Annotated in this window: 20 protein-coding genes; 19 read left to right on the top strand and 1 reads right to left on the bottom strand. The window is 32.3% G+C overall.

The annotated features are described in order from the left end of the window. Positions 1 to 213 precede the first annotated feature (213 nt). The 17 genes from KPL55_RS11470 to KPL55_RS11550 all read left to right on the top strand — a co-directional run bounded on the left by KPL55_RS11470 (position 214) and on the right by KPL55_RS11550 (position 19,480). On the top strand, positions 214 to 1,158 hold the full coding sequence (locus tag KPL55_RS11470) for a carbohydrate ABC transporter permease (RefSeq protein WP_246599417.1): 945 nt from the start codon (positions 214 to 216) through the stop codon (positions 1,156 to 1,158). 1 nt (position 1,159) lies between these two features. Continuing rightward, entirely contained in the window at positions 1,160 to 2,014 is an 855-nt protein-coding gene (locus KPL55_RS11475) for a carbohydrate ABC transporter permease (protein WP_216306856.1), read from the top strand. A gap of 36 nt (positions 2,015 to 2,050) precedes the next feature. Then, positions 2,051 to 3,244, top strand: a complete 1,194-nt coding sequence (locus KPL55_RS11480; protein ID WP_216306857.1) for an AGE family epimerase/isomerase — start codon at positions 2,051 to 2,053, stop codon at positions 3,242 to 3,244. Beyond that, on the top strand, positions 3,225 to 4,400 hold the full coding sequence (locus KPL55_RS11485) for a glycoside hydrolase family 130 protein (protein ID WP_216306858.1): 1,176 nt from the start codon (positions 3,225 to 3,227) through the stop codon (positions 4,398 to 4,400). The genes KPL55_RS11480 and KPL55_RS11485 overlap by 20 nt, the downstream gene beginning before the upstream one ends. Further along, positions 4,393 to 5,412, top strand: a complete 1,020-nt coding sequence (locus KPL55_RS11490; RefSeq protein WP_216306859.1) for a glycoside hydrolase family 130 protein — start codon at positions 4,393 to 4,395, stop codon at positions 5,410 to 5,412. The genes KPL55_RS11485 and KPL55_RS11490 overlap by 8 nt, the downstream gene beginning before the upstream one ends. A gap of 94 nt (positions 5,413 to 5,506) precedes the next feature. Beyond that, the gene (locus KPL55_RS11495; RefSeq protein WP_216306860.1) at positions 5,507 to 6,445 is read left to right on the top strand and encodes a glycoside hydrolase family 113; all 939 of its coding nucleotides are present in this window, start codon (positions 5,507 to 5,509) and stop codon (positions 6,443 to 6,445) included. A gap of 1 nt (position 6,446) precedes the next feature. After that, the gene (locus KPL55_RS11500; RefSeq protein ID WP_216306861.1) at positions 6,447 to 7,532 is read left to right on the top strand and encodes an SGNH/GDSL hydrolase family protein; all 1,086 of its coding nucleotides are present in this window, start codon (positions 6,447 to 6,449) and stop codon (positions 7,530 to 7,532) included. A gap of 10 nt (positions 7,533 to 7,542) precedes the next feature. Then, on the top strand, positions 7,543 to 8,580 hold the full coding sequence (locus KPL55_RS11505) for an SGNH/GDSL hydrolase family protein (RefSeq protein WP_216306862.1): 1,038 nt from the start codon (positions 7,543 to 7,545) through the stop codon (positions 8,578 to 8,580). A gap of 254 nt (positions 8,581 to 8,834) precedes the next feature. Then, positions 8,835 to 10,226, top strand: coding sequence for an amino acid permease (locus KPL55_RS11510; RefSeq protein ID WP_216306863.1), 1,392 nt, complete (start codon positions 8,835 to 8,837; stop codon positions 10,224 to 10,226). A gap of 251 nt (positions 10,227 to 10,477) precedes the next feature. Then, the gene (locus KPL55_RS11515; protein WP_312887274.1) at positions 10,478 to 13,303 is read left to right on the top strand and encodes a sigma-54-dependent transcriptional regulator; all 2,826 of its coding nucleotides are present in this window, start codon (positions 10,478 to 10,480) and stop codon (positions 13,301 to 13,303) included. Positions 13,304 to 13,581: 278 nt separating this feature from the next. Then, a complete protein-coding gene (locus tag KPL55_RS11520) occupies positions 13,582 to 14,022 on the top strand; it encodes a mannose/fructose/sorbose PTS transporter subunit IIA (protein ID WP_216306864.1) in 441 nt (146 codons plus the stop codon). Between the two features lies 1 nt (position 14,023). Then, positions 14,024 to 14,497, top strand: a complete 474-nt coding sequence (locus KPL55_RS11525) for a mannose/fructose/sorbose PTS transporter subunit IIB (RefSeq protein WP_216306865.1) — start codon at positions 14,024 to 14,026, stop codon at positions 14,495 to 14,497. Positions 14,498 to 14,622: 125 nt separating this feature from the next. Beyond that, positions 14,623 to 15,600 carry a mannose/fructose/sorbose PTS transporter subunit IIA gene (locus tag KPL55_RS11530; RefSeq protein ID WP_216306866.1) on the top strand — a complete coding sequence of 326 codons (978 nt, stop codon included), beginning with the start codon at positions 14,623 to 14,625 and terminating at the stop codon, positions 15,598 to 15,600. Between the two features lie 36 nt (positions 15,601 to 15,636). Next, positions 15,637 to 16,443: a PTS mannose/fructose/sorbose transporter subunit IIC gene (locus KPL55_RS11535; protein WP_216306867.1), complete on the top strand. Its 807-nt coding sequence runs from the start codon at positions 15,637 to 15,639 to the stop codon at positions 16,441 to 16,443. A gap of 20 nt (positions 16,444 to 16,463) precedes the next feature. After that, positions 16,464 to 17,375: a PTS system mannose/fructose/sorbose family transporter subunit IID gene (locus tag KPL55_RS11540; protein WP_216306868.1), complete on the top strand. Its 912-nt coding sequence runs from the start codon at positions 16,464 to 16,466 to the stop codon at positions 17,373 to 17,375. Positions 17,376 to 17,588: 213 nt separating this feature from the next. Next, positions 17,589 to 17,963, top strand: a complete 375-nt coding sequence (locus KPL55_RS11545) for a DUF956 family protein (protein ID WP_216306933.1) — start codon at positions 17,589 to 17,591, stop codon at positions 17,961 to 17,963. Positions 17,964 to 18,052: 89 nt separating this feature from the next. After that, complete coding sequence (locus KPL55_RS11550; RefSeq protein ID WP_216306869.1) at positions 18,053 to 19,480, top strand: MDR family MFS transporter; 1,428 nt, start codon at positions 18,053 to 18,055, stop codon at positions 19,478 to 19,480. On the opposite strand, the gene KPL55_RS11555 is transcribed toward KPL55_RS11550, so the two are convergent. Then, positions 19,481 to 20,587 (bottom strand): AI-2E family transporter, encoded by a 1,107-nt coding sequence (locus KPL55_RS11555; protein WP_216306870.1) that lies wholly within the window; start codon positions 20,585 to 20,587, stop codon positions 19,481 to 19,483. A gap of 488 nt (positions 20,588 to 21,075) precedes the next feature. Between KPL55_RS11555 and KPL55_RS11560 the strand changes: the two genes are divergently transcribed. Then, a complete protein-coding gene (locus tag KPL55_RS11560) occupies positions 21,076 to 21,696 on the top strand; it encodes a 50S ribosomal protein L25 (protein ID WP_216306871.1) in 621 nt (206 codons plus the stop codon). A 434-nt stretch (positions 21,697 to 22,130) separates the two neighbouring features. Next, positions 22,131 to 22,427: a hypothetical protein gene (locus KPL55_RS11565; protein WP_216306872.1), complete on the top strand. Its 297-nt coding sequence runs from the start codon at positions 22,131 to 22,133 to the stop codon at positions 22,425 to 22,427. Positions 22,428 to 22,457: the final 30 nt, after the last annotated feature.

Here is a 22,457-nt window from a genome sequence, read left to right on the forward strand (position 1 = left end):
ATACGAAATGGAAGAAGAGACCCTCGCAAAGTCAGAACCAAATCGTCAGTTAGCTTCTTATATAGAGTAGCATAAAGAATCACTAATAAAAATATTTTTTGACGGAGAAATGTCTCTGTCTTATTTGCATGCCCAAAAATAATAGTTGTAAAAGAAAAAAGCCAATTAGAAGCATACATACTTTCAATTGGCTATAATTCTATTTGTCACAAGATGGTTAACTTAATGACATTGGGTTTGCCCCCTTATTTATTTAAAATATGGGAAAAAGGTCGTGGAAAGATGTTTGGAAAGCTCAGTTATAAAAAACAAGAAAAACTAGTAATTTTTATGTTCCTATTAATTCCGTTGCTTTTTTTAACCGTTTTTACATTTATGCCTGCAATAAGTATGATTTATTATAGTTTTATAGAGTGGAATGGATATAGTATCAATAAAACATGGGTTGGTTTTAATAATTATATAGAAATATTTAAAAATCCTATTTATTTTGTAGCTTTAAAAAATAGTCTTTACTATTTTGTTGGTGGGTTTCTTCAATTGTTCATTGCATTTTATTTTGCTGTTTTATTAAATGCAAAAATGAAAGGGAAAAGTTTATTTAAAGCTATACTCTTCTTTCCATATCTTCTTAATGGTGTAGCAATATCTTTAATATTTGTTTTCTTTTTAAGACCTGATGGAACACTTGATAGCATATTAAATATTTTAGGTATGGGAAAATATGTTCAGCAATGGCTTGGAAATGAGCATATTATAAACTACTCATTGGCAACAGTTTCTGTATGGAGGTATGTTGGATTTAATTTTATAATATTTTTAGGAGCCATACAGTCTATTTCAGGAGAAGTAATGGAAGCAGCAGATTTAGATGGAGCTAATGAGTGGCAAAAAGTAAAATACATAATATTGCCAAGTGTTAAAAAAATTGTAGAATTAAATTTAATATTAGCTATATCTGGAGCAATAAGTGTATTTGAGATTCCATATATAATGACAGGTGGAGCAAATGGAAGTAACACATTTGTTATTCAGACTGTAAATACTGCCTTCAAATTCCAGCAGGTAGGACTCGGATCTGCAATGGCGGTAATAATGCTCTTAATTGTTGCAGCAGTAACAATTGCTGAGAAAACATTTTTTAAGGAGGCAGATTAATATGGAAAAAACAAATTATGGATCTAAGAAAATCAGTCATGTTATTATGATTATAATTAAGTATTTATCCTTAATACTCGCAGCCATTATTGTTATAGCACCAGTATTAGTTATATTATTTGCCGCTTTTAAAACTCGCAGCGAGTTTAATGTATCAGGTAAACTTGACTTACCTAATAGTTTTTTATATTTCGATAATTTTAAAACAGCATTTACTGATGGTGGAATGATTACAGGACTCAAAAATACGCTATTTCTAATGGGAATGTCACTGTTAGGTACAATTCTATTTGGAGCAATGGTTGCATATGTATTAAGCAGATTTGAATTCTTTGGTAAAAAACTGATTTTTGGAGCTTACCTTGTAGCAATGCTTATACCAATGGTTACAACTCAGGTTGCGACTTATAAAATTGTTAGTTTTTTAGGTCTTGTTGGTACAATTTGGGCTCCGATTGCTCTTTATCTTGGAGCAGATGTAATGAGTTTGTATATTATGCTGCTATTTATGGAGTCGATACATGTAAGTCTTGATGAATCAGCGAAACTAGATGGTGCTTCCTACCCTTTTATATTTTTCAGAATAATACTTCCAAATTTGAAACCAGCAATTGCGACAGTTGCAATAATTCGTGGAGTAACAATATATAATGATTTTTATATTCCGTTTCTTTATATGCCTGATGAAAAACTTCAAACTTTATCAACTTCACTTTATAAGTTTATGGGACCGTACGGTGGACAGTGGAATGTAATATGTGCAGGTGTTATTTTAATTATTATTCCAACTTTAGTAGCATTTTTATCTATGCAAAAGTATATATACAACGGTTTTGTAGCTGGATCGGTTAAGTAGGTATAAATTAAAATAAATTAGAGAGGAGAATTTTATATGCTAAATTTATCACATGAAGTGCAAAAAGAATTAGATGAACGCATTTTTCCGTTTTGGAGTAATCTAGCTGATTATGAAAATGGTGGATTTTATGGATATGTAGGCTATGATGGAAAGATTAACAAAGAGGCAGAGAAAGGCGTTATTTTAAATACTAGAATATTATGGTTTTTTTCTTCAGTATATTGTTTAGAAAAAAAAGAAGAAGCACTAAAACTAGCCGATCATGCATACGATTTTATGAATGCAAAGCTTTTCGACGATGAATATGAAGGTTTATATTGGATGGTCGATTACAAAGGAAAACCTACTGATAATAGAAAACATATATATAATCAGGCTTTTGGTATATATGGTTTATGTCAGTATTATAAGGCAACAGGTAAAGTAGAAGCCCTTAATAAAGCAAAAAAACTATTTGATTTAATAGAAAGAAAATGTGGAAATTCTAATGGTTATTTAGAAGAATTCGATAGGATATGGAATGAAAAAGAAAATGAAATGTTAAGTGAAAATAATGTAATATCAGATAGAACTATGAACACACATCTACATGTACTTGAAGCTTATACACTTCTGTATGAAGTTTCTAAGGATGATACTGTTGCTAAAAGATTATATTACCTTTTGGATTTAATAAAAAATAAAATATACTCAGAGGAGAAACATGCTTTAAAGGTGTTTTTCGATGAAAATTGGAATGAGACTATCGATTTGCAATCTTATGGTCACGATATTGAAGGTACATGGCTCATAGACAGAGCTGCGGAGTTATTAGGGGACAAGGATTTAATTGAAAGCACACATGAGTATACGCTTAAAATTGCTGAAAATATTTACAAAAATGCGTATTCTCCATTAGGGGTAATTAACGAAACAGTAGACGGAATTACGGATGCTGGGAGAGTATGGTGGGTTCAGGCTGAAGCGATTGTAGGTTTTTACAATGCCTATGAAAAATCAGGAGATAGTAAATACTTAAGAGCATCGCAAGACATGTTTAAGTTTATTAAAAAATTTCTTGTTGATAAGAAGGATAGCAGTGAATGGTATTGGAAGCTTGATGAGAATAATATCCCTATTAATAATTTGCCTATTGTTGAACCTTGGAAATGTCCATATCATAATGGAAGAATGTGTATAGAAATTATAAGAAGGGTGGCGAAAAGCAGTGAAGGAGTTATATATTAAGGAACTTGAAAAATACAATAAACTCATTAGCAGAAAGAATATAGTGTCCCAGGAGTACAATGGAATTTATAAGAGGTATAATTACCCTGTATTAACTAGGAAACATGTGCCACTTAGTTGGAGATATGACTTAAATGAGGAATCTAACCCGAATTTTATTGAAACTTTAGGGATTGATGCCGTATTTAATCCTGGAGCAATTGAATTAAACGGTAAATTATATTTAGTAACAAGAATGGAAGGTTCTGATCGTAAATCCTTTTTTGCAATAGCACAAAGTGATAGTGGAATTGATAATTTTAAGTTTATAGACTACCCTGTAGTAATTCCAGATACATGCCCTGGTGAAACTAATTTATATGATATGAGATTAACTAAACACGAAGATGGTTTTATCTATGGCGTGTTCTGCTCAGAAAGAAAAGATACGAGTGCAACAAGTGGTGATCTTTCTTCAGCAATTGCAGAAGCTGGCATAGTAAGAACAAAAGATTTGAAAAGTTGGGAGAGGATGCCGAACCTTAAAACTCCTTCACCTCAGCAGAGAAACGTAGTTCTGCATCCTGAATTTGTGAATGGTAAATATATGTTATACACACGGCCTATGGATGGATTTATTGACACGGGAAGCGAAAGCGGAATATGCATTGGTTATAGTGATACTATGGAGAAGCCTGTAATTGAGAAAGAAATTGTATTAAGCCCAAGACAGTATCATACAATTACTGAATCCAAAAATGGAGCTGGGTGTGTTCCTATAAAGACTGAAAAAGGTTGGATTCATATTGCTCATGGGGTAAGAATTACAGCCGCAGGACTTAGATATGTTATTTATCTGTTTGTAACTGATTTACTTAATCCAGAAAAAATAATTGCAGCTCCAGGTGGATATTTAATTGCACCTTTTGGTGAAGAACGAGTTGGAGATGTATCCAATGTAGTATTTACAAATGGAGCTATTGTAAGAGGAAATGGAGATGTGTTTATATATTATGCATCTTGTGATACAAGAATTCATGTGGCAACAACAACTACTGATTTATTATTAGAATATGCATTTGGAACGCCAGCAGATCCATTACGCTCATGCGATTGCGTACAGCAAAGAATAGAACTTATCAAAAGAAATATAGAAGGGGGATTATGTAATGAGTAAAGTTAAAATAATTGGAGATGTTATGAAAAATATGCCTTGGCAGGACAAGCCAGCTGGTTGTGAAGATGTAGTATGGAGACATGATGAAAACCCTATTATAGGTTGGAACCCAACTCCAAAGACTGCTCGTGTTTATAATAGCTCAGTTGTGCCTTATGGTGATGGATTTATAGGGATATTTAGAGCGGACCATAAACATGGTAAACCACAATTGCACATAGGACGTAGCAAGGATGGTTTAAAATGGGAAATTGAAAATGAAGAAATTCATTGGTTTGATGAGCAAGGAATTTCATATGAACCATCATATTCTTATGACCCTCGCCTAGTTAAAATAGAAGATACATACTATATAATATGGTGTTCAGATTTTGCAGGGGCTGCTCTTGCAATAGGAATGACAAAAGACTTTAAGGAATTTACTAGACTTGAGAATCCATTTATCCCTTTCAATAGAAATGGAGTGTTATTTCCAAGAAAAATAAATGATAAATATATGTTGTTAAGTAGACCTAGTGACAGTGGACATACTCCTTTTGGTGATATTTTCATAAGTGAAAGTCCTGATTTAGTTCATTGGGGAAGACATAGAAGAGTTATGGCTAAAGGAGGAGCTGGATGGTGGCAAGCAACTAAGATAGGAGCTGGCGCTGTACCAATAGAAACAACTGACGGATGGCTACTATTTTATCACGGTGTTTCAGGAACTTGTAATGGATTTGTATATAGCTTTGGAGCAGCAATACTTGATATAAATAACCCATCTAAGGTTTTATATAGAACAAGAGACTATATTCTTACACCTGAGAAGAAATATGAAACTACAGGTTTTGTACCAAATGTAGCTTTTCCATGTGCTACACTTCATGATGCAGAAACTGGAAGAATTGCTATATATTACGGAGCGGCTGATACTTATCTTGCAGTTGCGTACTGTGAGGTAGATGAGCTTGTAGAATATATAAAAGCTAACTCTGAATTAGCACCTGGAGATGCAGAGGAATATAGATAGTTTTTAATGTTTATCAAATAATTATATCATAAATCCTTAAATCGTTTTATCTTGAGATTTAAGGATTTTTTTATAAATATAAAGGAGCGATATAATGGAATATATCAAAGGTTTTACCTGGGGAGCATTTAATCATAGGGGAGACTTTCTTATAGAAGGTGCGTTAAACTCTCTAAATCTACTTGTAAAACGTACTGGAGTAAATTCGGTAGTACTAGCGCCGGCTGGAATTCAAGATAAAGCGCAATCTACTTTTATTAATTATGAGGGTGAATATACAGTTAGTGATGAAGAGTTAATTGTGGTAATAAATAAATTTCATAATATGGGAATGAGGGTTATATTAAAACCAACTGTAAATTGCAAAGATGGTACTTGGAGAGCTCATATAAATTTTTTTGACATAGATGTACCTTGTGAACCGAAATGGAGTGATTGGTTTAAAAGTTATGATGAATTTATTACTCATTATGCAGAAATAGCTGGGAGGACTGGTTGTTTTATGTTTGTAGTTGGGTGTGAAATGGTGCAAGCACAAAAAAGAGAACAGGAATTTAGATCTTTAGTTTCAAAAGTAAAGGAAATTTATAGTGGGTTAGTTACTTATAATACTGATAAATACCAAGAAGATCAGGTTAAGTGGTGGGATGCTGTAGATGTTATATCTTCTAGTGGATATTATCCTATTGATGATTGGGATAATCAATTAAAACGTATACAAAAAGTAGTTGAGAAATATAATAAACCATTTTTTTTTATTGAAGCTGGATGTCCAAGCAGAGTAGGTTCTTCACTAATTCCTAACGATTGGGAACTAATAGGTGGATCAAGCATAGAGGAACAAGCGAAATACTATAAAGTTATGTTTGAAAAAACTAGGGATATGACCTGGGTAAAAGGTTTTGGATTATGGGATTGGCAGTCAAAGCTATATGAAGAGAATGAGGCCAAAGATGATAATGGTTACGGAGTTTATGGGAAACCAGCAGAGAAAATAATAAAAGATTTTTATGACACTAAAAGGGGTGTTTAAAATGGAATTAGAAGTGTTTAAGTATCGTGGAGAACTTACAAGAACACTTGCGGCTATTAAAAGGGGGAGTCTAACTATTGGATTTATAGGAGGATCAATAACTGACTCAAGAGGTAGAAATAGATGGCCTGAACCAGTAACGGCATGGTTTGTGGATAAGTTTCCAAATGTGAAGATAATTGTTGAAAATGCTGCTATTGGTGCTACAGGGAGTGATCTTGCTGTATTTAGAGCAAAAAGAGATATAATTACCAGAAATTGCGATATAATTTTTGTTGAATTTGCTGTAAATGATAATGAGCAGGTAACTGAAAAAAGAATGAGAACTAGGAAAGGACTTTTAAGAAAGTTGCTATCTTCAGGGAAAAGTGATTTAGTTCTAACATACACTTATAGCAATGATATGTATGATGAGATGATTAATAGTCAGGTACCTTCAAGCATCAATGAATTCGAAATTTTAGCTAATCATTATGACATAAGTTCTGTATGGATGGGACTTTATGCACTAGATGAAGTAATGCGAGGCCTTTTGCGGATGGAGGAATGGGTTCCAGACGGACTTCATCCAGACCTTAGAGGGAGCTATACATATGGTCAAAGTGTAATTAAATTTTTAGAAAAAGAAATAGTTACTAAATCAGCAGCAAATACAAGCGATTTAAAGTATATAATTCCAGAGCCTTATAATAAAAATAACTGGGAGAAAGCGTATATACTACCGCTTTCAAAGGTAGAGTTAAAAGGTCCTTGGACAATGAGGAGATGTACAACAATTCAATGGATGGATCAAGCTCTCGAGACTACAGTTATAGGAGCAGAATTATCTTTTTTATTTACTGGAAGAGGTCTTATACTAGGTTTTGATTTTGGGAAAACATCAACAGATTTTACGTATCGAATAGATTATGGAGAATGGTATGAAATGAAATGGGATTGTCCTGATTGGTGTGGAAATGATGGATGGTATAGAGTTTCCTATATTGGTGATGATTTTGGTGATTTAGAACATAAATTTGAGCTTAAAGTGATATATAGTAGCCGTGGAACTAATTTTAGATTAGCTATGGTTGGAATAGTATCATAAGGGGGAGAAAATGAGTGAGTTTATAACACATGAATCAAAAAATAGTGGACAGCCAGGAGTAAGATATATAGGAAGATTTGATTTTAGTGAAGCTGCGGGACCAAAATTTGCTTGGTCAGCAAGCACGATTTATGCAAAGTTCTATGGTAGTAGTGTTCGCGTTAAACTTAGATCTTTTGGAGATAATTATTTTCTTATAATTATAGATGGAAAGGTTATAATTGATTCTTTAAAGTTAGGTGAAGGTGAAGAAAAAGTGTTTTTATTATCATCGAATTTGGTGGAAGGAGAACACGAAGTAAGTATCGTAGTTCGTACAGAGTTTTACTTAGGAACTGCTCAGTTTTTAGGGCTCGATTTTGCTAAAGGTAATATACTTTCGTCACCTGTGCCATTAAAAAGAAGAATAGAAATTATTGGAGACTCTATAAGTTGTGGTTTTGGAAATGAAGCGACGCATAAAGATATAGAATACAGTCCTAAATATGACAATTCATATTTATCATATGGATCTATTGCGGCAAGGTACCTAAACGCGGAACATATAATTGTTGGACGTTCAGGGTTTGGATTAATAAGAAGTTATGATGGAGACAAATCTAATATACTTCCTCCAATATACTCGCGTATTCTTCCAGACAACTATTCATTGTGGGATGCTAAAAACTTTATTCCTCAAGTAGTAGTAATAAATCTTGGAACTAATGATTTTAGCGATGGGTTTATTCCTAATAGAGAAGAGTTTACATTAGCATATATTAATTTAGTTAACAAGATTCATAAAAACTATCCGGAGGCCAAGGTGATTTGCTCCGTAGGACCTGTAATCGAAGGAAATGCTTTAGAGGTATCAAAGGATTATATAAAAAATGATGTTGTTGAATATATAAGTAAAGATAATAACGATTGGATATACTTTCTAGAATTTGATCATCAAGTTGAGAGTGATGGTTATGGTGTTAGCGGTCATCCGAGTTTAAAGACACATGAGTTAATGGGTAAATCACTAGCAAATTTTGTTAGAATAATTTTAATGTGGAAGAATTAGAATATATAGTATTGATTTTCGACATTATAAGAGCAAATATGTAACTTTATGATAAACATATGCTGAATTTAATCGTTTTTACTAAGATAATATGATATATTTATATTTGAAAGTTTAAAAATGAAAATGAATATGAATATATATATCGAAATAGTAAATTGTTTTATGTTCAATTATAGTGTTTTATGTTGAATTATAATTTTTTATGTTCAACTATAATGTTTTATGTTCAATTATATAGGAGGTACTCTTTTATGGATAAAAATAATAATATTATTGATTCGGGTAAAGTTGAGCTAAAGAGAGAGCTTGGACTTGCTGCGGCAACTGCCATAGTTGTAGGTAACTGTGTAGGTTCAGGTATATTCACATCAGCTGCATCTCTAGCCGCGGCATCAAATCCTAAAACGGCTATAATTGCATGGGTAATTACAGCCATAGGATCATTATTAATTGCTTTAAGTTTTGCAAGTCTTGGAACAGCTATGCCAAGAACCGGAGGACCAATTGTGTATACTAGAGCTGCATTTGGTGATTTTGCTGGATTTCTAATTGCATGGACTTATTGGGTAGGTGCTTGGGTTGGAAATGCGGCTATAATAACTGCATTTATGCTTTATTTTACATATTTCTTTCCAGGTGCGGCCACGCCGTTGGCAGCATTCTTAATAACTTCGGGAGTATTGTGGTTTTTTACCATTATAAATATTCTTGGCGTAAAAGGAGCAGGTAGGATCACTATTGTAACAACAGTATTAAAGGTATGTGCTTTAGTGGTATTTGTTGTTATTGCAGCTATTCATTTTAACCCGGAGATGCTTAGTACGGTTTCCAGCGCTGAAGTTTCGGGAATGAATACATTACCAGCAGCGATTGCAATTGCGTTGTGGGCTTTCGTAGGAATAGAAAGTGCAACAGTACCAGCAGGAGAAATTAAAGACCCGAAAGTAAATATAAGAAAAAGTACAATATATGGTACTTTAATTGCTGCAACTATATATTTAGTTGTTTCAATAGTTGCAATGGGTGTTTTAGATCAAGCAACATTAGCTAAGTCGAAAGCCCCACTTGCAGATATAATTAACGCTGCGACAGGTGGAACTTGGGGTGGAAACTTTATAGCAATAGGTGCAATAATTTCAACGCTAGGAGCTACTGCAGGATGGATATTAACCACTGCGAGAAGTTCATACGGCGCAGCTCAGGATAAGTTATTTCCAAAAGTATTTGGAAAAATACATCCAAAATATAAGACACCAGTTGCGTCACTTTTAATTAGTGGTGTTGCAGCTAATTTGCTTCTTATATTAAACTATGTAGGTTCATTAAATGCAGCGTTTAACTTTATGTTATTACTTGCTACATTGGCATTTTTGCCTGCTTATGCTTTTTGCGCAGCAGCAGATATAGTGCTTTTGAAGAAACATTCACCAGACTTTAATATATGGAATTTCTTAAAAAATTCATTTGTAGCATTGCTTGCTTTTGGATATACGATATATGCAATTTATGGAACTGGCGCACAGGTTGTAATGTTTGGATTTATACTTATGCTTGTTGGTATTCCAATTTACTTATACATGATGCTACAAAATAATAAAGAAGACAAAAATGTTGATAACTTAAGAAAAAAAATGTTAGATTAGATCATTTAAATAAAAATAACCAATTTTAATAGAAAAAATCCTTGTAACGTATATGTTACAAGGATTTTTTTATTTATAAAGGGTAATGAAAAATCGTTATAAAAGACTATGTCATATAAAATTTAATTATTTGTCTTTAATGTTAATACGCTATTGAATAGTGTATCAATAAAAGAGTATTATAATAGAGAGTGTGTGTAAGTTTAAATCATTTAAATATAAAACTAATAAAATAATTTATTATAGGTAAGGTGATAGTTATTAGAAGGATTGATAAAATATATAATTACATAGTTGAAGAATCTAAAGTGTTTCTTTTAAAAGATATTGAAGCAGGGAAAGGTTTTAGTGCGGGTCACATAGCAAAAGATCTGTCTATAATGAGAAATAATGTAAGCCTTGAACTTAATAATTTACTTAGAGAAGATAAAATAATAAAAATAAAAGGTAGGCCTGTACTATTCTTAGACAGGAAAAATATAGAGAGGCTTTTAGAATACAAACTGCAATCTGGACCTTTAGTATTTGAGGATTTTCATGAACTCTTAGGTGATGAGAAGGTCGATGAGGTAGAAAAGAACCCATTTGATAGTCTTATAGGATATAATACCAGCTTAAGAACTCATATTGAACAGGCTAAAGCGGCTGTACTTTATCCGCCACATGGACTCAACACACTTATAGTAGGCCCTACGGGAGTTGGTAAAACATTATTTGCTAATATGATGTATAAATACGCAATATATGTTAAAAGATTAGAAGCTAATGCTCCTTTTGTACTATTTAATTGTGCAGACTATTATAATAACCCTCAGCTTTTATTATCACATATATTTGGTCATATAAAAGGTGCATTTACAGGGGCGGATGTTGAGAAAGAAGGTCTTGTGGCTAAGGCTAATGGAGGTATTTTATTTCTTGATGAGATTCATAGACTTCCACCAGAAGGTCAGGAAATGATATTTTATTTCATAGATACTGGAAGTTATAACAAACTTGGCGAGACGGAAAGAAACAGAAAATCTACGGTGCTTATTATAGGAGCAACAACAGAAAATCCTGCATCATCACTCTTAAAGACTTTTGTACGTAGAATTCCTATAGTTATATCGTTGCCTTCACTTGAGGAAAGATCAGGTAAGGATAAATTTAATATAATGAAATTTCTTTTAACAAATGAAGCTCATAGAGTTAACAAGCCAATAAAGGTAGAGGCTGAGGCTGTAAAGGCAATTATTGAAAGTGCATCCTATGGAAATATTGGCCAGATGAAATCTAATATACAATTGGTGTGCGCTACTGGATTTTTAAATAGTATAAATAATAAAGATTTTATTGAGATAGATTTTAAATCGTTACCATCTGACATAAAAAATGGTTTGTTTTCTTCAAGTAGTAAAAAAATAGATATGGAAGAGTTATCTAAGTATTTTGATGATCAAATGGTAGTATTACCACAAGGTTATAAGGTTCTAATAGATGAGGATTCGTCTGAGCCAACATTTAATTTATATAAAATTATTGAAGATAAGGCAGCTATTTTAAAGGATGAAGGAGCAGATGACGAATATATAAAAAAATTTATAACAACTGATATTAACATCCATCTTAAAAGTTTTTATAAGAAGAGTATTAATAGTGCTCATGGTAGAGAAAAAATGTTAAAACTAGTTAATGAAGATACTCTTCAATTTGCAGAAGAGATTAGAGACCTTGTAGAAGCAGAACTTAAAAGAAAATTTAATGAAAGGTTTTTATACGCTTTTAGTCTACATCTTAGTGCATTCTTAAAAAGAATAGATAGCAGACGTAGTTTACAATACACCAATATAAAAAATATAATTAATGATAAACCCCAAGAGTTTAATATATCGCTTAAAATCAAAGATCTTATTCAGGAAAAATATAATATTATAGTACCAGATATGGAAGTGATTTATTTAACCCTTCTTATTAGTTCAGTGCAAGAAGAACAAAACAATGAAAGGGTAGCCGTAATAGTTACATTGCATGGCAGTAGTAGCGCCAGTTCTATGGTCAATGTAGCTAAAAATCTCTTAGGTGAGGGAGTTGTTGAAAGTATAGATATGCCTCTGGATGTAAGTCCTAAGAGAGTGCTTAAAGATATAATAGAGAAGGTTAATGAAATTGATATGGGACGTGGTGTACTAATACTTGCTGATATGGGTTCTCTAACTAGTTTTGATAGTATAATAATGGAGAAAACAGGCATAAGGGTTAAAACTATTGATATGGTATCAACGGCATTAGTTCTTGAAGCGGTTAGAAAGGCTAATATGCTTGATATGGATATAGATACATTATATGATTCATTAAAAGACTTTAGAGGTTATGGGCTTTACAGTAAAGAGTCTAAAGATTCTTTGGTGCAAAGGAGTGCAGCTATAATAACTATTTGTTCAACCGGTGAGGGAACAGCAAAAAAACTTAAAGAATTAGTTCATAATATTGTAATTAATATAACAAGAGATGAAATAAACGTTATACCTATAGGGATTATGAATATAAAAGAAGATTTAGAAAATTTATTAAATAATTATACTATTCTAGCTTCTGTAGGTGTTATGGACCCTAAAATTGATGCACCGTTTATATCATTAGAAAATCTTATCGGTGGTGATGGTGAAAAACGACTTATGAATATAATACAGAAAAATAATATACCTACAGATAGGAAAGAAGAAAATATAGTGGTTAAGGAACTATGCGAAGATAGTTTAAATGAGTTCCTAACATATCTAAACCCACATAAGGTTATTAGTGTATTAACGAATTTTACAAGTGTATTAGAAAAAGTAGCTGCGATGAATTTTAGTAATGCTTTTAAAATTAAATTAATGCTTCATGTAGGTTGTGCATTAGAGAGAATGGTTATAAATGCACCACTTACTTATAATGGAGATGAAAGTACCATAAATCCAGATGTTTTAAAATATGTTGAAAACGCGGCTAATGAATTTAAGGAAACGCTCAATATTAGCTTAATAGATGATGAGATATATTATATTTGTGAAATTCTTCAAGAGGAACCTAATGACATTTTAGATAAAGTTTAAATTAATTTAACGACAATATAATAATTGTAAATATATTGAAATATGCATAGAAATTTAGGGATGCATCATATGAATGTCTTTAATCTTATTAATACAGTATTAAAAGAAATAAATAGTGTATTAATAAAATTATATAATAAAATAATAATTATGGTAATGCCCACTAATTAGGGGATTAACAAGATAAATATATTTTGATACACTATATTGGCATGGATGTTGCTATGTTAATATACATAAAAGAAAGTATTAATTACTTGAATTGGGGGTCTAATTGAATGATTGCTATAGTAGTCGGGACTCATGGTAAATTTTCGCAAGAATTACTAAAAACTACTGAACTGATTTTAGGCAAACAAGAAAATGTTGTAGCGATAACTTTCTTGCCAGGAGAGGGCGCAGATGATTTAATGAAAAAATATGAGGCTGGTATGAAATCTTTGAAATGCGATGATGGTGTTCTATTTATGGTAGATTTATTTGGAGGAAGTCCTTTTAATGTAGCTAGTAGAATAGTGCCAAAAGAAGATGCGATGGATATAGTAAGTGGAATAAATATACCTATGTTGCTTGATGTGTTTTATGCTAGAAAAGATTCAACTATAGGTGAACTTGCCCAAATAGCAATAAGTGCAGGTAAGCTTGGAATAAAATCATTAAAAGAAACCTTGAAAAGTAGCAAAGATAATGAAAACAATAGTAACGAGAAGGTATTATAAAATGATAATTTCATTAGCAAGAATTGATGATAGATTAATACATGGTCAAGTAGCGACAATTTGGTCGAAATACACAAAATGCCAAAGAATAATTGTATGTAATGATGATGTGAAAAAAGACTCAATTAGAAAGATCCTTTTGGAGCAAGTTTCACCTCCAGGGATTAGAACAAATGTTGTAGGAATTGATGAGGCAATAAGCGTTTATAAAAATCCGAGATACCAAAATGATAGAGTTCTATTTCTATTCACTAATCCAACTGATGTTGTAAGAATGGTTGAAGGTGGAGTAGACATAAAGAGTGTAAATATTGGTGGTATGTCATTTAAAGAGGGAAAGAAACAAATAACTAATGTAGTATCAGTTGATGGTACAGATATTGAGGCTTTTAAAAAATTAAATAAAAAAGGCATTGAACTAGAAATAAGAAAAATTTCATCAGATTCAAAAGTAGATTTAATGTCAAAACTATAAGATTATCAAATTTCATTACAATTCATAAATTAATTGAAATATAATAATTATTAATTCTGGTTACAGGTTTTTCGAAACTTTATTATAGATTTTACTGTAACAAATAAAAAATAGGGGGTATAAAGATGGTAGGAATAATTCTTGCGAGTCACGGAGAATTTGCTACAGGCATCTTGCAATCTGGTGCTATGATTTTCGGAGAGCAAGAAAACGTGCAAGCTGTTACGTTGATGCCTAGTGAAGGCCCTGATGATCTTAAAGCAAAAATGAAAGATGCAATTGCATCCTTTGACAACCAAGATGAGGTTTTATTCTTAGTTGATCTTTGGGGCGGTACACCATTCAACCAAGCAAATGGTCTATTTGAAGAACACAAAGACAAATGGGCAATAGTATCTGGTATGAATCTACCAATGGTTATTGAAGCTTATGCGTCACGTTCTTCAATGGAGTCTGCACAGGAAATTGCGGCTTATATTTTAAGACCAGCTAAAGAAGGAGTTAAAGTTAAGCCAGAAGAATTAGAACCAGCAGATAATGGTAAAGCTTCTGCAACTTCGGCTGGGCGGTCTAATGCAGGTACACCTGGATCATTCGAATATGTTTTAGCTCGTATTGACTCTCGTTTACTTCATGGACAAATAGCGACTGCTTGGTCAAAAGATGTGCTACCTTCGCGGATTATTGTTGTTTCAGATGCAGTAGCCAAAGATGAGCTTCGTACGAAGCTTATAACACAAGCTGCTCCTCCTGGCGTTAAAGCTCATGTTGTTCCAGTTAATCAAATGATTAAACTTGCAAAAAATGATCAAGATTTTGGTGGGCAACGTGCATTACTTCTTTTTGAGAATCCACAAGATGTACTTAGAGCAGTAGAAGGTGGAGTACCACTTAAGGTAATCAATATTGGATCTATGGCTCATGCGACTGGTAAAGTTCAACCAAACAAAGTACTTGCTTTCAATCAAGACGATATTGATACCTTCAATAAGCTTAAGGAAGCTGGACTTACTTTTGATGTTCGTAAAGTTCCAAATGATTCAAAAGGAAATATGGCAGAAATTCTTAAAAAAGCACAAAGTGAATTAAATAAACTAAAATAATTTAACTATTTAAATGAAAAAGGGGGATTAATAATCATGGATATAAATATTGTCCAAATGATATTAGTCGTTATCGTGGCATTTCTAGCTGGTATGGAAGGTATCTTAGATCAATTTCAATTCCACCAACCAGTAATTGCTTGTACGTTAATCGGCTTAGTTACAGGTAACTTACTACCATGCCTAATTTTAGGTGGTACTCTTCAAATGATAGCTTTAGGTTGGGCCAATATCGGTGCTGCCGTAGCACCAGATGCAGCGCTTGCATCTATTGCATCTGCAATTATTTTAGTTCTTGGTGGTCAAGGTAGAGCTGGAGTTCCAGCAGCTATTGCTATTGCAGTTCCTCTAGCAGTTGCAGGGCTATTATTAACAATTCTTTGTCGTACGATAGCTACAGCGTTTGTACATTTCATGGATGCTGCTGCTAAAGAAGGAGATTTCAGAAAAGTTGAAATGTGGCATATCATTGCTATTTGTATGCAGGGTGTTCGTATTGCAATTCCAGCAGGTTTGATCTTAGCAGTTGGTGCTGCTCCAATTCGTTCAATACTTGAAGCTATGCCTACTTGGTTAACAGGTGGACTCGCAATCGGTGGTGGAATGGTTGTAGCTGTTGGTTATGCAATGGTAATCAACATGATGGCTACAAAAGAAGTATGGCCATTCTTTGCAATTGGGTTTGTACTTGCAACTATTTCACAAATTACACTTATCGGACTAGGGGCAATCGGTGTATGTGTGGCTCTTATTTACTTAAAGCTTACTAAACAAGGTGGCTCAGGTAATGGTGGAAGCTCAAATACTGGTGATCCAATAGGCGATATTATTGACACTTACTAAGAAAGGGGGAGGACACGAAAATGGCAAATAAAATTAAATTAACAAGAAAAGATCGTATTTCAGTTTGGTTCCGTTCATTTTTTCTTCAAGGATCTTGGAACTACGAAAGAATGCAAAACGGTGGTTGGGCATACGCATTAATACCAGCAATCAAAAAATTATACAAGACTAAAGAAGATCGTGCAGCAGCACTTAAACGTCACTTGGAGTTCTTTAACACTCACCCATATGTAGCATCACCAGTCATTGGTGTAACATTAGCCTTAGAGGAAGACCGTGCTAATGGTTTACCAATTGATGACATAACTATTCAAGGTGTTAAAATTGGTATGATGGGACCTTTAGCGGGCATTGGTGATCCAGTTTTCTGGTTTACAGTTAGACCAATTTTAGGGGCATTAGCTGCTTCTCTTGCTATGAGTGGTAACATACTTGGACCAATAATCTTTTTCCTTGCTTGGAATGTCATCCGTATGTCATTTATGTGGTATACACAAGAGTTTGGTTACAAAGCAGGTTCTAAGATTACTGATGATGTATCAGGTGGTTTACTACAAGATGTTACAAAAGGAGCATCCATCCTTGGTATGTTCATTTTGGGATCTTTAGTTAACAGATGGGTATCCGTTGTATTTGCACCAACAGTATCATCCGTTAAGTTAGCTGACGGTGCATTCGTTGTTTGGAGCAAACTTCCTGCAGGAGCAGAAGGTATTAAACAAGCTCTATTGCAACAAGCAGGTGGTTTGTCATTAACTGATGTTAAGGTTACAACATTACAAAATAACTTGGACTCTTTAATTCCTGGACTTGCAGGATTATTATTGACATTACTTTGTATGTGGTTGCTTAAGAAGAAAGTATCTCCAATTACAATTATTTTTGGACTCTTCGCAGTAGGCATTGTTTTCCACTTAATCGGTTTAATGTAATATTGTTACTCAAGCCTGGGCTTTTTAGCCTAGGTTTTTTTATTACCTTTTATGTGATTATTGAAGCTCCACAGGAGATGATTTAATCTTATGTATAGTAAAACTGTTTTTGACGGTTGTGCCTTGCAGCACTTGATTATTACATCTTAAGAAGGTATATTATAATCAACAATGATTTTGTGAAATTTGATAAATAGAAAAGAGGTAGATCGTATGGTTCAATCACTCAATACAAAGGTGGATCTAGTAATCGATGCAACAGCTTTAACGGGTTTTACAGAGTATGGTAAAATAATGATCGGCGACAAAGGTTTTGAGTTTTATAATTCTCGTGATCCTCGTAAATATATTCAAATCCCATGGGAAGAGGTTGACAATGTCATCGTGTCAGTATTGCTAAAGGGAAAGTGGATTCCACGATATGCCATTCGAACGAAAAAAAATGCTACCTATATTTTTTCGTCTAAAGAACCAAAAAAAGTACTTCGTGCTGTTCGAAAATATGTTGAGCCAAGTCGTATGGTTAATTCGTTAAGTTTTTTTGATGTGCTAAAGCGATCGGTGAAGTCGACATTTAAGAAGAGCTGATCAACAAGTGCTCAAAAGTGCTGTATATGATATTATATATATAGTGCTTTTTTTTTGGAATATTAAAATAAAGGGGGGTGGCACATAGGATGGAATCTAAAAAAAGAACTATAGTTGTTGCATTAATGGTGGCAATGTTTTTAGCAGCTATAGAGGGTACAGTTGTAACTACAGCGATACCTACAATAGTTAAAGAATTAAATGGATTCGAGCTAATAAGTTGGGTTTTTTCTGCCTATTTATTGACATCAGCTATTTCTACACCGATATATGGAAAGTTATCTGATTTATATGGTAGAAAAAACATTATCACTATTGGAATAATAATTTTTTTGATTGGTAGCTGTCTTTGTGGGTTTTCACAAAGTATGTATCAGCTTATAGCGTCTCGTGCGGTTCAAGGAATTGGCGCAGGAGCAATATTTACTATTACTTATACCATAATAGGTGATATTTTCTCTTCAAGTGAAAGGCCAAAAGTACAAGGATGGCTTAGTACAGTATGGGGAATAGCAAGTTTGGCTGGACCTTTTTTAGGTGGATTTTTAATAGAAAATTTTTCGTGGAATTGGATTTTCTTTATTAATCTTCCTTTTGGAATAATATCTATAATACTATTGCAAAAGAATTTGAATGAAACCTTCGATAGAAAGAAACAGAAGATAGATTATTTAGGCACAATATTATTTTCTATGGCAATTATAATATTTTTGCTTGGTATCCTATCTGGTGAAAAAAGTAATATTGTACTATCGATAGCAGCTACTATTGTTATATTAATTTTGTTTTATCATGTTGAAAAAAGAGTAGAGGAGCCAATTATACCCTTCGAAATTTTCACTAAAAATAGCAACGTTGTAAATGCTATAAGTTTTTTAGCATCGGGGATATTAATAGGCATAGATGTATATTTACCTTTATACTTGCAAAACGTCTTAGGCTTTGGACCTACTGTTTCTGGCGTATCTTTGGCACCGATGTCTATTTCATGGTTCTTAACTTCATTTGTTTTGTCTAAAGCTATTCCTAAGTATGGTGAAAGAATAGTGATCGCATCTTCGAGTTTGATTATACTTATAGGTTGTGTGTTTTTATCTGCTCTGAGTATTAAATCATCATTAGTACTAGTCATAGCTTATAGTTTTATAATGGGATTTGGTTTTGGAGGAGCTTTTACAACATTAACAATAGTAGTACAAGAGTCAGTGGGATATAATAAAAGAGGGGTAGCTACAGCAGCGAATTCTCTAGTGCGTACACTAGGACAAACCATAGCAGTAAGTTTTTTTGGAATAATATTAAATACCAACATAGTTAAATATTTTAATAATTTAGGTATAAATGGAATAGAACCAAACAATTTGTATTCTAAGCAAGCTTTGAGTAGTGGTATAGGTATAGAGCAGATAAAGTCATCTTTAAACTCAGGACTTCACCAAGTATTTATAACATTTATACTAATTGCAATAGTGTCACTGGCGCTTTCCTATAAATTAGATACAAATAAGAAAATATAGTTAATCAATTTGTTTGTTTTTAATACTCTTATCCATAAAATCTTCAAGTAAATTCTTAATTAATGCAATAACTGGAACCCCAAGTAACATCCCTACAATTCCAAACAAACCTCCACCTAGTACAATTCCTAGGATTATTAGTAGTGGACTAATGCCTACCTTGTCCCCAATAATTTTTGGGGATATGAACCATCCATCGATATTGCTTAAAGTTGTAATAAATAACACTATCTCTACAGATTTTATTGGGTTAAAGAAAATTGTTATTATAACGGCAGGAATCATTCCTATAATGTTCCCAAAGTAAGGAATCATATTTGTGACCCCTATAACTAAACTAAAGGGAAGTGCATAAGGAATTTTTAATATAATAAATCCTATAAAGGTGATAATACCAAAAATAATAGAATCAATCATTTTCCCTACAAAATATTTTTTGAATGTAGTATTAACTATACCTAAGAAATGTATTACATTAATTGAAGCTTTTTCATTAATAATACAATAAATAAATTTCTTAAGATTGTGAATAATGGCTTCTTTATCAAATAATAAATATATTGAGATTACAATGCCAGACATCAATTTTATGAACATAGAGCTTATGCCCATTAAGTTATCAATTATAATTTGTAAACCTGGAGTGAAATATGTAGATATATCTTTATTAAAAGTTTTAAGATAATTTTCAAAGTAAGAACTTATATTATATTTATTCATTAGTTCACTCTGATTCAAATAATTAGTTGACCAGTTATATGCGCTATTTGCAAAATGGGGTATATTATTAAATAAATCAACTGCACTTTTAATAACATTAGGCGTAACTAAAATTACTATAAGGAGTATTATACCTATAAATAATGTGTAAATTATGCTTATGCTGTAAATTCTTTTCAGCTTAATTTCCTTTTCGATATACACCATAAGTGGATTAAGTAAATAAGCTATTATAAACCCCCATATAAAATAACTAAGTAAAGAAAAGAAATTTAAAAACATGGAATATATATTTTCAAGATTAACTACTATTTTATAAAGAAGAAAAGTAATTATGATTATAGGCACAAACTCTATATATGGTATTTTTTTATATTTAAACAACATAACCCCTCCAATTAAGTATTTATACACATTTAGTATATCATTTATATACAATTTATAAACAATAGTTTTTTTTATTTTAAGAGTATAAGCCACTATATAAATGCATTTAAGTAGATGGTCGTAAAAGTGATGGAAGAGTAGACAACTTCTGATTGCTAATGTGTGTTATAATATGTTATAATGAAATTATGTTTTGATTACTAATGTTACCTTTTGAGTAGTGATGCTGGTTTTTTATTTGTTTATATAAATAATAGATATAACATTGAAATCTAACATATGTATTTACAATGACGGTAAAGGCAGCAGAGTAGTTTGTGTTGTCTATTAATGTTTATAATTATATATATTAAATTTTCAAGTACTGTTGGTTAAAAAACAAATTATTTTAAAGTTCAACCTAAATTTAACTGGAAATTATTATTGGTAACATATGTATGCAAAAGAATAAACAGAATGGCTTTATAAGCCAAGAGGAGCGAATTATTATGGAAAAAGTAATTTTAAATGCATTTGAAAGAACTGTAGGAAATAAGAAGTTTAAAGAAGAAGGATTTATTGCAGGAGTATTTTATGGTGGTAAAGTTAAGGAAGCAACTGCTGTAAAATTTGAAACAGTAGAACTTAGAAAAATTCTTGGAAAACATGGTTCAAATGCTAAAGTATGGATTAAATACGGAGAAGATACTAAATTCGGATTCGTTAAAGAAATACAAAGACATCCAGTAACAGCAATGATTAACCATATAGATGTACAACTTGTTTCTGCAGATCAAGAAATAAAGGTTCAATTACCTATTACATTTAAGGGTGAAGAAGCATTACTAGACATCCAACTTCAATTAAATGTTTATAAATCTGAAATAGATGTTTATGGAAATATGCAATTAATGCCTGATGGAGTAAGTATTGATGTATCAGAAAAGATACTTGGAGATACAATTACAATGGCAGATTTTGATTTAGATGCTAAAATCAAAATTACTGATAATGAAGATGAAGTTTACGCAGCTATAGTACAAATGAAAGAAATCGTTGAAGAAGAAACAGTTGAAGAAGCTGCTGCTGAAGTAGTAACTCCTGAAGCTGAAGCTGAAGTTAAAGCATAATATAACACACAACATGTAGTAAAAAAGGATGAAAGTAAATCTTCATCCTTTTTTTTATTGTATAGGAAACAGCATTCGGAAAACAATGTGGGTAACTTTTTTATAGTTTATGCATACTAGCAATAATAGATACATCTAAGCGTAAATATGATATAGTATGAATTTCTCAGAGAGTGGCACCAAATAAGAAGAGCAGAAACATTGAAATTCCATTTAAAATTCTTCTTTTGCCAATATAAAATTCTCGTGAGCCTGACCGGAAGGAAGGCTAGCGAACCGGCGCAAGCCGAATGTGAGTGATAGAGAATTTTATATTGGCAAAAGATTAGAATTTCTTAATGGAATTTCACGTTTTAAACTCTTATTTGGTGCCCCGCAGGAGGAATTCATAGGTCGCATCTTTTTTTATTAAGATTAAAATAGGAGGAATAACAATGGCAAATATACTAAGATTTACTAAGAAACAATTAGAGAAAACGTTAAAAGATTTCGTAAAGAGGGAGAAAGTAATCTCTAATGATACATCTGAATGGGTAAGACTCATAAATGATTTTATATATGAATTTGGATTAAAATCTGAAGTTAATGAAGGTGAAAAACTTTCGATAACAACAAACAAGGATGAACAAGTTGTAATTGAAAAAATGATGTTAACACTAGAGGGTACAAAAACATCACTTAATTATATTTTTGATGGCAACATTACTTACGTAGAAGAAGAAAATAACTAAGATAAAAAGTGTACCAAGAAGGTAGTTATG

This window comes from Clostridium lacusfryxellense (assembly GCF_018861735.1).
GTDB classification, from domain to species: domain Bacteria; phylum Bacillota; class Clostridia; order Clostridiales; family Clostridiaceae; genus Clostridium_AD; species Clostridium_AD lacusfryxellense.